Origin of the sequence: Rhodoferax sp. WC2427 (assembly GCF_040822085.1) — a bacterium.
GTDB lineage: Bacteria > Pseudomonadota > Gammaproteobacteria > Burkholderiales > Burkholderiaceae_C > Rhodoferax_B.
In genome coordinates this window covers 2,298,404-2,311,053 of the sequence record NZ_CP162006.1, presented here as the reverse complement: position 1 = coordinate 2,311,053, position 12,650 = coordinate 2,298,404, and the positions used below count along the sequence as shown (strand labels likewise).

Genomic DNA, 12,650 nt, shown 5'->3' with positions numbered 1-12,650 from the left:
TATTCAGTTTTCAGTGGCGCGGCCGTCGCGCACCACAATGGCCGACAAGCCGTGGCGCTTCGCCGCACTGGCCAGGCGGCCGTCGCGCTGGATGCGGGCCACAAAGGCATCGATCTGGCTCCACCAAGCGTCGTCGCCCTGGCGCACTGCGTAGCCGTAGGGCAGCACGCTGAACGGCGCCGGGGGTGCCAGCAGGCGGGCCCACTCGGCGTTGTCGAGCAGTCGGCGGCTATAGGGATAGTCGGTCATGAAGACATCGATACGGCCCGCCTCCAGCTCCAGCTCCCGCGTGGCCGGGGGCTTGACCACCACCAACTGCGCCTGCTGCAGCTGGGCCCGCATGATGGGCTCCATGAAAGTGCCTGCCTGCACACCGACCAGCACACCGGGTCGGTCGATGTCGGCCCATTGCCGGACCAGGCGGTTGCTTTTGGTGGTCATGGCGTAGATGTCGCTTTGCAGGTAGGGCCGCGAAAACCGCATTTGCTGCATGCGCTGCGCCAGCATGCCCACGGCAAACATCGCCACGTCGCAGCGCTTGGCGTTCAGATCGTCCGCCAGCGTGGGGAACGACGAGTCCACATACTGCAGCTTGAGCTGGAGGTCGCGCGCCAGCTCGGCGGACAGGTCGATGTCGATCCCCTCCAACTGCTGGGTGTTTGGGTTGCGGTGGCTCACCCCGTAGTAGTCGGGCCAGATACACACCCGCAGTGTGCCGCGGGCTTTCACCTGCTCGGCCACCTCTCCGGCAGTGCCGGAGGCGATACCCCCGCAAAGCGCCAGCACGGCCAGCGCGCCCCGCATGCAGCGGCCCAGGTGCCAGCGCATCACGATCCCCATCCGTCGATTTCGACCAGATCGTTGAAGTTGGGGCGTTTCTGGTTGACCTGTTGGCGCAGGGCGATCAGGGTCTCGGCGTTGGCCAAAAACACGTCCACGATGTGCGGGTCAAAGGCCAGGCCCCGCTGCTCGGACAGCATGGCCAGGGCGGTGGCATCGGCAAACGCCGGGCGGTAGCAACGGTCCATGGTCAGCGCATCAAAGAAGTCCACCACCGCCACAATCCGTCCGGACAGGGGAATGGCGTCGCCGCTGAGCTGGCTGGGGTAGCCCTTGCCATCCCAGCGCTCGTGGTGCGACAAGGCCACTTCGGCCGCCATCTGGAACAGCGGAATGCGCGAGCGGCCCAGCAACTCGGCGCCCATGGCCGGATGCTGGTTCATGGTGCTGCGCTCCTTCGGCGAGAAAGCACCCGGCTTTTTGAGCACCTCGTCCGGAATGCCGATCTTGCCGATATCGTGCATGGGCGCGGCCTTGCGCAGCATGCGGGCGGTCGCCTTGGTTTGTCCCAGCAGCAAGGCCAGCACTTCGGACAAAAACCCGATGCGGATGATGTGCACCCCGGTGTCGTCGTCCTTGAGCTCGGCCGCCATCGACAGGCGAAACAGGGCGTCGTGGTGTGCGCGGGACACCTCTTCCAGCGCTTCGTTGCGTTCGCGGTACATGCGGCCAAAGTCCTCGACCAGGCGCTCCATCTGCTGGCTCGCGGCTTCGGAAAAACTGTTGCCATCGTCGCCCATCAGCGATTGGCTGGCCGTGGATGGGTCGCTCATGCCTGCTCCGGCCATTGTTGCCCAATGGTGTCTATCAGCTGCAGCGGGCTGAAGGGCTTGACCAAATACACGTCGGAGCCGGCCTGCACGCCAGCTGCCAGGTCTTCGCTGCGGCCCCGCGCGGTCAGCAGCAGAATGCGGGGTGGGTTCGGCTGGGCCTTCAACCGGCGGCAGACCTCCAGCCCGTCGATGGCACCGGGCATCATCACGTCCAGCAAGACCAGATCCGGCGTCACCTCTTGCGCCATGAACAGACCCCGCTCGCCATCGGTGGCCTCAAAAATTGCATAGTCTTCAAACTCCAACGTCATGCGGATCAACCGGCGGATGTCAGCGTGGTCTTCCACAATCAGTATTTTCTTCATTTTTAACTCTTTGTTTCCAAAAATAACAATTCAGTTCGTGGACTTATCATATATTGCATCTTCCACTCGCGTAAGTGATACTTTTAACGCAAATTGATGTATTCGGTAAAATTACCCATGTCTACTGATTTATTACGAACACAGCCCCTGCCCACGGAAGACCACTACACCACCCTGGAGGTGGCACGCATGCTGGGTCTGGCGGTGCGCTCGGTGCAACTCATGGTGGACCGGGGCGAGCTGCAGGCCTGGAAAACCCCTGGCGGGCACCGCCGCATCGCCCGCGATTCGGTCCAGCGCTGGCGGGATGGGGGGCGCAGCCCGCAGGCTGGCGAGGCGTCGGTGTCGGCGGCCGTGCCTGGGGGTGGGCAGCCCCGCAACGGGCAGCAGGGGCAGGTCAAGATGCTGCTGATCGAAGATTCGATGCACTTCCAGAACCTGGTCACACTGCTGGTGCGGCGGCAATTTCCCAACGTCGATCTGCGCACCGCCAACGACGGCATTGCCGGGCTCATCTTGGCTGGGCAGTTCCAGCCCGATGTGCTGATGGTGGATTTGCTGCTGCCCGGCATCGACGGTGCCACGCTGCTAGCCGGCTTGCGTGCGCACCCGCTGTTCGAGCGGCTGCAGGTGGTGGTGATCACCTCCCTGGAGCCCGGCGAACTGGCACCGTACACATTTGCCCTGGACGGGGTTCCGGTGGTGCACAAGCCCCAACTGGTGACAGAACTGCCGCCGCTGCTGGCACAGTGCCTGCAAACCATTGCCGAACGGGTCTGACCATGGCCCCGGCCCGCATGCTGCTGGTAGAGGACGACCCGATGCTGCGCCGCTTCGTGCGCATGGCGCTGGAGGCGCTGCCGCTGGAACTGCTGGAATGCGACAGCGTGGCCCCGGCGCTGCAGATCCTGGCGGCCCAGCCGGTGCAACTGATCCTGACCGACCTGATGCTGCCCGGCGCCTCGGGCGTGGACTTGCTGCTGCACCTGCAGCAGCATCCGGCCTTGCGCGGCACCGCCAAAGTGGTGGTCTTCAGCGCCGGGCTGACCCCCGAAACCCGCCTGCAGCTTGCGCCGCTGCAGGTCTGGCGCCTGCTGGAAAAGCCCACCCCGATCGCGGTGCTGGAACAGTGTGTGCGGGAGGCCCTGGCCGTCGGCGACGATAGCGGCGGCGATAGCCCGCCACCCGCCGCAGCGCCCGCCAGCGACCGGCACGTGGCCATCGACCAGTACTTCGGCGGCGATGCAGAGCTGTTCCACCTCTACCGAAACACCTGCATGGCGCAGTTCCCGCACGATCTGGCGGCGGGCGATCGGGCCGCCAATGGGCACGACCTGCCCACCCTGCGGCGGGTGGCGCACAGCCTGAAGACCGTGCTGCTGACCATCGACCTGCCCGTGCTGGCCGCCCAGGCCCGTGCGCTGGAGAGCACCTGCCATACCGGCGCGCCCGATGCCGCGGCACGCGACTGGCCGTTGCTACGCGCCGCTTTGGCAGATTTTGTAAAAAATCAGGGGTCTGCGCAGTATTGACCAGCGTGAGAAGCTACTATTTTGGTAGCAAACGACGCCTACACCAAAAGCCCTGCCCGTGGCCCGCACAATCCAGCACAGGCCACGGGCAAGGTAAGGCGCCGAGAGCATGGTCTGTTTTCGGCTGGTCTTAAAAGTGCGTCCAGTCGTCGTCGGTGCCGGTGCGCGCCGCCACCGCCGCAGCGGGTTTGCGGACCGAAGGCAAGGCGGGCGCAGCGGCTTTGGCGGCACCAAAACTGGGGCGCACCACATTCTTGGCGCGGTTGGGCAAGCGGCGCTCGACCTGCGACTGCCCAGCGGGTACTGCTGGGCGGCTGGGCTGGACGGCACTGCCACCCAGCTGGAACACTGCCACGGTTTGCAGCAACTGGCCTGCTTGTGTACTCAGGCTGTTGGCTGCCGCCGCGCTTTCTTCCACCAGGGCCGCGTTTTGCTGCGTGACCTGGTCCATCTGGGTGATGGCCTCGCCCACCTGGGCCACGCCTGCACTTTGCTCGGCGCTGGCGGCGCTGACTTCGCCAATGATGTCGGTGACCCGGCGGATCGCCGACACCACTTCGGTCATGGTGCTGCCCGCCGTGGCCACCAGGGTGGTGCCCTGGGCTACCTGGTTCACGCTGTTGTCGATCAGGACCTTGATTTCCTTGGCCGCCGCCGCGCTGCGCTGGGCCAGGTTGCGCACCTCGCTGGCCACCACGGCAAAGCCCCGGCCTTGTTCGCCAGCGCGGGCGGCTTCCACCGCGGCATTCAGCGCCAGGATGTTGGTCTGGAAGGCAATGCCGTCGATCACGCTGATGATGTCGGCAATCTTCTTGGAGCTGTCGTTGATGCCCTTCATGGTGTCCACCACCTGGTTGACCACCTCGCCGCCCTGCACCGCCACGGTGGAGGCATTGACGGCCAGCTGGCTGGCCTGGCGGGCGCTGTCGGCGTTTTGCTTGACGGTGCTGGATAGCTCTTCCATGGAGGCGGCGGTTTCTTCCAGGGCGCTGGCTTGTTGCTCGGTGCGGCCACTCAGGTCGGAGTTGCCCTGGGCGATTTCGGCGCTGGCGGTCGAGACGCCTTCGGCACTCTGGCGCACATTGGCCACCACGCTGGCCAGGTTGTCTTGCATGGCCTTGAGCTGGGCCATCAGGCTGGTGCTGTCACCGGCCTTGACGTGGATGGGCCGGGACAGATCGCCCTGGGCCACGGCGCGGGCCAAATCGGCGGCCACACGGGGCTCGCCGCCCAAGGCTCCCACCAGGTTGCGGATGATCAAGAATGCCAGAGCCAGCGCAGCGGCCGCGGCCACCACGTTGGCAGCCACCAGCAGGCCACGGGTCTGGCTGTATTCGACGGCAGAGGCGAGCACACTCTCGTCGGCCATCTTGCTGTTGAAGGCTTCGTAGTTAACGCTGACCTTGAGCAAGGCGGCCAACAGAGGGCGGCATTCCTTGTTCATCTTGGCAACAGCTTCTTCTTTTCTACCTTCCAGTGCCAACCGCACGATGTCCAGAGCCACAGGGCCATACAGCGCTTCGACCCGGTTGATTTCCTCCATGAACTGGAGCTCCACGGCATGCGCATGGCCGTTCTGCTTGATGGCTGCATTGAGCTTGCGCAGGGCCTCCTGGGTGTCCTGGTGGGCTTGCATGACGGCCTGTTTTTCCAGAGCCAGATCTTCCGACGTGCCCACCAGCACCAGGTTACGGGCGGCGATGGCGCGGCGGTCTACGGCGCTGGCCATGTTGGCCACCATCTGGGACACCTGGCTGACTTCGGCAAGGTGGACACTGGTTTTACCCAATGCAGACATGGCCAAGAGCGATATGGCCAGTACCAGGGTGACCATGAAACCAAAGGCAAAGATCAATTGCCCTTTGACGGTGAGATTCCTGAGATGCATTTTTCTCTCCAAGAGGTAGGTAAATTTGAGGTGAATTGGGAGGAGGACTAATGCAAGGTCGCGGCAGGCGGCGCCATTGCAGACACCGACGCCCCCAGGAATGACCCGGCGTCGATCAAGATCAGCAAGCGCTCGCCGACCTGGGCCAGGCCGGTCACAAAGCAGGCTTGCGTCCGCGCGTAGGTGGCAGGCGCGGGCTGGATGTCGCCAGCCTCGAGGTGCACCACGTCGGATACCGCATCCACCACCAGGCCGACGATGGTGTCCTGCAGGCTGAGCACGATCACTACGGTGGCGGCGGTGTAGGCAGGCGCGGGGTGGTTGAACTTAAGCCGCGCGTCCAGGATGGGCACCACCACACCGCGCAGATGCAGCACGCCCAACCATTCCGGGCCGGCGTTGGCGATGCGGGTCGGGGCTTCATACGAACGGATTTCCTGCACCTCCAGAATGTCGATGCCGTACTCTGCCCCGCCCAGGCGGAATGTCAGGCATTCGTACACCGCGGGGGGCACGGCTTGCAAATGCTTCGGTTGGCGGGTCTCCAACTGTGTCATGGTCACCACTTAAGAGTTTCTATTTATCAATTTTAGATAAAATTTGATATTTTTGATAAATAAAACCCCATCTTGACCGTGAAAAAACCCACAAAAGCCGCTTCAAAAACAGATAAATGGAATTTTTTACTACAAATGCTATTTTCAGAGCCTGCAACCTCAGGGCGCGGCGGGCGCGGGCTTGGGGCCGGTGGCCCCGCGCTGGCCCAGCAGCTTGGAGAGCAGGTCAAACCAGAAAGGCGCGCCAAACGACACCATGAAGGCCGTGATGAGCCAGCCCACGATGTCGCGCCAGCCCACACGGGCCCAGACCACCTTTTTCTGTAACGACGGAATGCGCCCCAGGAACGCCTCGGCCTGCCCTGCTTCCGCTTGGGCCACCTGCACCGCATCGCCGTACTGCACCAGCACCTCGGCCCAGGCCTGGGCCAGGGGCTGGAGCGCCTGGGCTTGGGCCTGCGCGGACGTGGCAGCTTCAAAGGCAGCGGCCTGTTCGTCCAGCACAAACAAGGCCTTCGACAGGGCCGGGTGCCAGACCACCGCCTCCGATGTCCATACGTCGCCCAGCTCGGCCACGCGGGGCCGGGCGGTGTCGGGCAGCAGCGCACTGCCCAGTTCGCAGGCCGCCTTGGCGGGTGCGGACGCCGGTGCGATGGGCGAGGCCGTGGCGGAATCGCCCAGGGCCGCGGTGCACAGCGCCTGGCGCAATTGAGTGCGGTCGGCTAGTGCCATGGGCGCATCTGCGGCTTGCAGGGCGAAGCGGGGCCCGGTCTGGCGCTGGGCCAGGAACATGGCCGCCACATACTGGCCCGAGCGCAGCAGGCGCGCGCGCAGGCTGTCGCGCAAGCTCTGCCACTGCACCACCGTGCCCCGGGCCACGCCAATTTGCTGCTCCGACCGGGTGCTGGCCGCGGCCGATGCAGCCAGCGCCGCCGCCTGGGCGGTCTTTTGCCACTGGCCTTGCTTGGCCAGATCCAGCAAGGCCACCTGCTGGGCCAGTACGGGGCGCCCCCCGGCGAGGTAAATGTTTTCGGCCGCGGCCACCCCGGCCAAGCGCAGGTTGGGGTCGCTGGCCAGGTCTTGCACCACGTTCAGGGTGTTGACGTTCAGGCCCACCGCCGCCGCCAGGCCCAGCATGCCCAGCACCATGGTCACGTTGCGTTTGAACCAGCCGCTGGCGCGGTCCATCACGTCCTCGTACCAGCGCTCCACGCCCTGGAGCAGCGTGTCCAGGTTGAACTGCGGCTCGGCCAACAGGGGGCGCAGGGCCTCCTTGAGCGCGGTGGGCAGCGGGGCCACGACCAGCAGCTTCTGGATGGCCAGGGGCACCGCGGTCTGCACTACCATATCGCGCCCGGCGATACGCACCGCCAGCAGCCACAGGGCGTCTGCGCCAATCGCCTCGTCCAGGCGCATGGCGGTGATGGGTTTGAACTGCCAGCCTGCGCCTTTCTCCAGCCGCAGCCGCCGGGCTTGCGGCATGGCTTGCAGGGCGTTGGTGGCCGCCGCCACAATGGCCTGCAGGTGGTCTACGGCCAGGCTCGGGGCCTGGGCAGCCAGGGCCACCTGCCAGTCGGTCAGCGCGCGGCAGGCATCCGGTGCGGTCTCGCGCCCCAGGGACTTCAGCAGCGCGGCGGCCATATCCAGCACAGGGGTGGGAGAAGCGCGGTCCACCGTGCTCAGCGCCGCCGCCCAGGGCTGGACCGGGGCCAGCGCCAGGAGCAGGGCGTGCGCCGGGGCCTGCAGCGCCGGGTCGGTACACCAGCTCAGCTGGGTCAACCGGTCCAGCAGGGCCTGGGCGAACACGCGGGACGGGATGTACGACGGCGGCGTGGCACCTCCCGTCGACAAATGCCGGGGCTTGCGCAGCGACTTGACCAGCCCGTGCGAAAACAGGCCCAGCGGATCGGCTAGGCTGCCCTCGCCCGAATTGCTGGCCGCCATGCCGCCTTCCTTGGTTTTGTCCAGCAGGGAGCGCCCCCACGGTGCCCGGAACAGGCGCAGCATGGGCACCTTGCCCGTGCCCAGCACCATCTCGCACACAAAGCGCTCCAACGCCTTGGCCCGCACATTCAGCAGCATGGAGTTGACAGCCTCCACGCCGTACGAGCAGGCCATGGCCAGCAGCCAGTACAGGGCAGCCAGCGAAACGACGATCTCCAGCAGGGCGGTGAGGTTCATGGCGGCGCTCCCAAAGCCACACCAGTATGGTCAGGCACCGGGTGCAGCGCATCCACCAAACAGGGGACATGTCATCACAATGGGGGACGGCGTGCGGATGCAGCCTGTAGGTTCCAGGGGCACTTTGCGCCCGCACCGAGGGCGTAGGCAGCTACTATTTTTGTAACACCTATGATCCAGGCCATGCCCTCACCTTCTCCCTTGCGCGCCCTGCTGCGCACCTACTCCTGGCAAGAACTCAAACACCACCCCTGGCGCAACGCAGCCGCGGTGGTGGCGGTGATGCTGGGGGTGGCGCTGGCATTTTCGGTGCAGCTGATCAACGCGTCGGCACTGAGCGAGTTCTCCAGCGCCGTGAGCGCCGTGGGCGGCCAGCCAGACCTGGAGCTGCGGGCCACCCAGGGGCGGTTTGACGAAGCCATTTTTGAGCGCATCGCCACCCACCCCGACGTGGCCGTGGCCAGCCCGGTGCTGGAGCTGAGCACCTTTGCGCTGGATGCCGCCGGGCAGCGCGTGCCGCTGAAGCTGCTGGGCGTGGATGCCCTGGTGGTGGCGGCGGTGGCCCCCGGCCTGATGCCGGTGCCCAACAAAGATGCCGACCGGCTGGCCCTGTTTGCGCCCGACACGGTGTTTTTGAACCCCGCCGCCCAGCAGGCGCTGGCCCAGCCGGTGCGGCTGCTGACCGGCACCAGTTTGCAAGTTGCAGGCTCGGTGGCCGCCACCGGCCCGGCGCTGGCGGTGATGGACATTGGCGCGGCGCAAGGCGCATTCAACGCGCTGGGCCAGCTCTCGCGCATCGACCTGCGGCTGCGCGCGGGGGTGGACCACGCGGCCTTTCTCTCCACATTGGCGCTGCCGCCGGGCATCACCGCCGCCGAGCCGGGCGACGCGGCCCAGCGGGTGAGCAACCTGTCGCGGGCCTACCGGGTCAACCTGACGGTGCTGGCGCTGGTGGCGCTGTTCACCGGGGCGTTTTTGGTGTTCTCGGTGCTGTCGCTCAGCGTGGCCAAGCGGGCGCAGCAGTTTGCGCTGCTGGGCGTGCTGGGCCTGACCGGGCGCGAGCGTCTGCAGCTGGTGCTGGCCGAGTCGCTGGTGCTGGGCGGCATCGGCAGCTTGGCGGGCATTGCCCTGGGCACCGCGCTGGCGGCACTGGCGCTGCGCCTGCTGGGTGGCGACCTGGGCGGCGGCTACTTTGCCGGGGTGGCGCCGCGCCTGCAGTGGGATGCGACCGCCGCGCTGGTCTACGGCGCGCTGGGCGTGGCCGCTGCCGCCGTGGGCGGCTGGTGGCCTGCGCGGGCGGCACAGCGCCTGCCTGCGGCGCAAACCCTCAAAGGCCTGGGGGCAGATTTAGGGCGTACCTCGGCCAGCTGGATCAGTTGGGCGCTGATTGCCCTGGGCCTGCTGCTGGCGCTGGCCCCGCCGGTGTTCGGCGTTCCGCTGGGGGCCTACCTGTCGGTGGCCTTGCTGCTGGTGGGCGGCATTACCGCCCTGCCCTGGCTGATTGCCGCGCTGTACGACCGGCTGGCCCCGCTTTTAAACCACCGGCTGCTGCCCATGCTGGCGATAGAGCGGGCGCGCCGGGTGCGGCAGAGCGCGGCGGTGGCCGTCAGCGGCGTGGTGGCCTCGCTGAGCCTGGCGGTGGCGCTGACGGTGATGGTGGCCAGCTTTCGCGACTCCATGGTGCAGTGGCTGGACGTGGTGCTGCCCGCCGACCTGTACCTGCGCAGCCCCACCGCCAGCGCGGGCAACGACGCGCTGACGCTGCCGCCCCGCCTGGTGCAGGCCGTGGCCCAGATCCCCGGCGTGCAGCGCGTAGCCACCCAGCGCAGCCGCGCCCTGCTGCTCGACCCCGGCAAGCCCAGCGTGGCGCTGATTGCCCGGCAGATCGGCGACCCGGCGCGCAGCCTGCCGCTGGTGGGCACGGCCCTGCCGGTACCCCAGGGGCAGATTGGCATCTACGTGAGCGAGCCCATGGTGGACTTGTACGGCGCCCGGCCCGGCAGCACGTTTGCCCCACTTTCCAAGGCTTTCAGGCCTCTAGGCCAAGATACATCAGCGCAAGCAGCTACTTTCTTTGTAGCAGGCGTGTGGCGCGACTACGCCCGCCAGTTTGGCGCCATCAGCATGGAGCAGGCCGATTTTGTGCGCCTGACGGGCGACGAGCAGGTCAACGACCTGGCGCTGTGGTTGCAAGACGGAGCGCAAGAGGCGGCGGTGCAAGAGGCGGTGCGCGCCCTGACCGATATGCCGCTGGAGTTCTCGTCGGTGGGCCAGATCCGTGCCATCTCCTTGAAGATTTTTGACCGCAGCTTTGCCGTGACCTACTGGCTGCAGGCCATCGCCATTGCCATCGGCCTGTTTGGCGTGGCGGCCAGCTTCAGCGCCCAGGTGCTGGCGCGGCGCAAGGAATTTGGCCTGCTGGCCCATCTGGGCCTGACGCGGCGGCAGATCTTGACCGTGGTGGCCGGGGAAGGCGCGGCCTGGACGCTGATCGGCTCGGTGGCCGGGCTGGCACTGGGCCTGGCCGTGTCCATGGTGCTGGTGTTTGTGGTCAACCCGCAAAGCTTCCACTGGACCATGGACCTGCACCTGCCCTGGCCCCGCCTGCTGCTGCTGTGCGCCGCGGTGGTGCTGGCCGGCACGGTCACGGCCTGGCTGGCCGGGCGGGCGGCAGCCGGGCAGGACGCGGTGCTGGCGGTGAAGGAGGACTGGTGATGCGCCCCGAGGGTGCCACGCGGGTGTTACGCCAAGCTTGGCAGACGGAACTGCCCGGCCATATCGCGTAAGTCACTGGCCTGCGCCTGCAGGCTTTGGGCGGCGGCGGCGGTTTCTTCCACCACCGCCGCGTTCTGTTGGGTGATCTGGTCGATCTGGTTGACCGCCAGGCGGATATGGGACATGCCCTGGTTTTGCTCGCGGGTGGCGCTGGCGATCTCGCTGATGGCTTGGGCCACCTGGCCCACCGAGCCCACAATCGCGCCCATGGTGTCGCGGGCCTGGTGCACCTTGTCGGAGCCCAGTTGCACCATGCCCTCCGACGCGGCGATCAGCACCTTGATTTCGCGGGCAGCGTCGGCGGAGCGGTTGGCCAGCGCACGCACTTCCTGCGCCACCACGGCAAACCCGCGCCCGTATTCCCCCGCCCGCGCCGCCTCTACCGCCGCATTGAGCGCCAGGATATTGGTCTGGAACGCAATGCCGTCGATCACCGCCGTGATCTCCGCAATCTTGCGCGACGAGGCGTGGATGTCGCCCATGGTCTGCATCAGGCCGGTGATGGCAACCCCACCGCTGGTGGCATCGGCCATGGCCGATTGGGCCAGCGCCTCGCCACGGGACGACGCCGCCAGCGACTGCTGCAGCTGGCCCACAATTTGCGCCACCGCGGCGGCGGTTTGCTGCAGGCTGGCGGCGGCTTGCTCGGTGCGGTTAGAGACATCCAGGTTGCCGCTGGCGATCTCGCGGGCACCATCGGCCACGTGGTGGCTGGAGTCCTGGACCTGGCCCACCAGGGTGTGCAGCGACTGCTGCATCCGGCCCAAGGCTTCCAGTAAACGGCCCCCTTCGTCGCGGTCATGGCCGGTGATGGTGCCCCGCAGGTCCAGGGCCGCCACCCGGTTGGCCGTGTCCACCGCGTGCCGGATCGGCCCGGTGATGCCCCGCACCAGCCACACCGACAGCCCACTGCCCAGCACCAAAGACCCCAGGCCAAACAGCACCAAACCCCACTGGGCCGTGCGGCTCACCTGCCCGATATCGGCCACCGAGGCGGCAATCTTGGTGCGCTGCGCACCCTCCAGCTGGGTGACCTGCGCCAGCAGCGACTGGGCGGCGGGCGTGTAGCGGGTGGCGTACACCTGCTGGATGGTGGCGGTGACACCAAAGTCGCGCGCCTGCACCAGCTCCTGCAAGGCTTTCGCAAAGTCGGCATCCGCGCGCTGGATGCGCACCAGGGCTGCCTGGTCCTGCGGTGTGTGCAGCAACGGGCCCAGCCGACCGAGCAAAGCAGCCACCTCGGCGGCCGTCTTGCGCATTTCTGGCAGCAAAGCCTCGCCCACCTCGGGCTCGGAACTCAAGGCAAAACCTTTGGAGCGGGCGATATTGATAGACACCTGGCGCAGCAAATCGCCCGCCACCCGCTCGCTGACCAGGGCTTCGTCCACCATCTGCACCGTCTCTTGCGACACCCGCTGCAACGACCACACCCCCAGCGCCGACCCCAGCAGGGCCACCGCCAGCACCAGGACCAGCACCGCCCCGATCCGCCGGGAAAACGTGCCCGCGCCCTGGCGCGTACGCCCGGCATCCTGCTGCGCGAGGACACCCACCGCAGCCACCACCGAAGAACCCGCATCCACCATGCACCACAACGCTTTCTGCAACAGCCCGGACCACGGCGGCCCAACCCACCCCAAGGGATGGCATGAAGCGGTCGATGGTGCACGGCCAGCGTGACAAAGCGATGAAACCGCAGGCGCAGCGACAATCGGCCCCATGCTGCCCGCCCCACCCCG

10 protein-coding genes are annotated in these 12,650 nt (G+C 66.8%); 3 read left to right on the top strand and 7 right to left on the bottom strand.

All coding sequences use genetic code 11. From position 1 onward, the window contains the following. Positions 1 to 3: 3 nt before the first annotated feature. The 3 genes from AB3G31_RS10960 to AB3G31_RS10950 are packed head-to-tail and all read right to left on the bottom strand — an operon-like array spanning position 4 to position 1,978. Entirely contained in the window at positions 4 to 804 is an 801-nt protein-coding gene (locus AB3G31_RS10960; RefSeq protein WP_367850329.1) for an ABC transporter substrate-binding protein, read from the bottom strand. 23 nt (positions 805 to 827) lie between these two features. Further along, positions 828 to 1,580 carry an HD-GYP domain-containing protein gene (locus tag AB3G31_RS10955; RefSeq protein WP_367850328.1) on the bottom strand — a complete coding sequence of 251 codons (753 nt, stop codon included), beginning with the start codon at positions 1,578 to 1,580 and terminating at the stop codon, positions 828 to 830. A gap of 29 nt (positions 1,581 to 1,609) precedes the next feature. Continuing rightward, positions 1,610 to 1,978: a response regulator transcription factor gene (locus AB3G31_RS10950; protein ID WP_367850200.1), complete on the bottom strand. Its 369-nt coding sequence runs from the start codon at positions 1,976 to 1,978 to the stop codon at positions 1,610 to 1,612. A 117-nt stretch (positions 1,979 to 2,095) separates the two neighbouring features. Between AB3G31_RS10950 and AB3G31_RS10945 the strand changes: the two genes are divergently transcribed. Beyond that, positions 2,096 to 2,758, top strand: a complete 663-nt coding sequence (locus tag AB3G31_RS10945; protein ID WP_367850199.1) for a helix-turn-helix domain-containing protein — start codon at positions 2,096 to 2,098, stop codon at positions 2,756 to 2,758. A 2-nt stretch (positions 2,759 to 2,760) separates the two neighbouring features. Continuing rightward, positions 2,761 to 3,510, top strand: coding sequence for a response regulator (locus AB3G31_RS10940; RefSeq protein ID WP_367850198.1), 750 nt, complete (start codon positions 2,761 to 2,763; stop codon positions 3,508 to 3,510). A gap of 130 nt (positions 3,511 to 3,640) precedes the next feature. Here the strand turns inward: AB3G31_RS10940 and AB3G31_RS10935 are convergent, their stop codons facing one another. From AB3G31_RS10935 to AB3G31_RS10925, 3 genes are all read right to left on the bottom strand, one after another. Further along, complete coding sequence (locus AB3G31_RS10935; protein ID WP_367850197.1) at positions 3,641 to 5,398, bottom strand: methyl-accepting chemotaxis protein; 1,758 nt, start codon at positions 5,396 to 5,398, stop codon at positions 3,641 to 3,643. A gap of 47 nt (positions 5,399 to 5,445) precedes the next feature. Then, on the bottom strand, positions 5,446 to 5,955 hold the full coding sequence (locus AB3G31_RS10930) for a chemotaxis protein CheW (protein ID WP_367850196.1): 510 nt from the start codon (positions 5,953 to 5,955) through the stop codon (positions 5,446 to 5,448). A gap of 159 nt (positions 5,956 to 6,114) precedes the next feature. Continuing rightward, positions 6,115 to 8,136, bottom strand: coding sequence for a hypothetical protein (locus AB3G31_RS10925; protein WP_367850195.1), 2,022 nt, complete (start codon positions 8,134 to 8,136; stop codon positions 6,115 to 6,117). Between the two features lie 183 nt (positions 8,137 to 8,319). On the opposite strand from AB3G31_RS10925, the gene AB3G31_RS10920 reads away from it, so the two are divergent. Next, positions 8,320 to 10,851, top strand: coding sequence for an FtsX-like permease family protein (locus tag AB3G31_RS10920; protein ID WP_367850194.1), 2,532 nt, complete (start codon positions 8,320 to 8,322; stop codon positions 10,849 to 10,851). Positions 10,852 to 10,877: 26 nt separating this feature from the next. On the opposite strand, the gene AB3G31_RS10915 is transcribed toward AB3G31_RS10920, so the two are convergent. Continuing rightward, complete coding sequence (locus tag AB3G31_RS10915; protein ID WP_367850193.1) at positions 10,878 to 12,518, bottom strand: methyl-accepting chemotaxis protein; 1,641 nt, start codon at positions 12,516 to 12,518, stop codon at positions 10,878 to 10,880. Between the last annotated feature and the right edge of the window lie 132 nt (positions 12,519 to 12,650).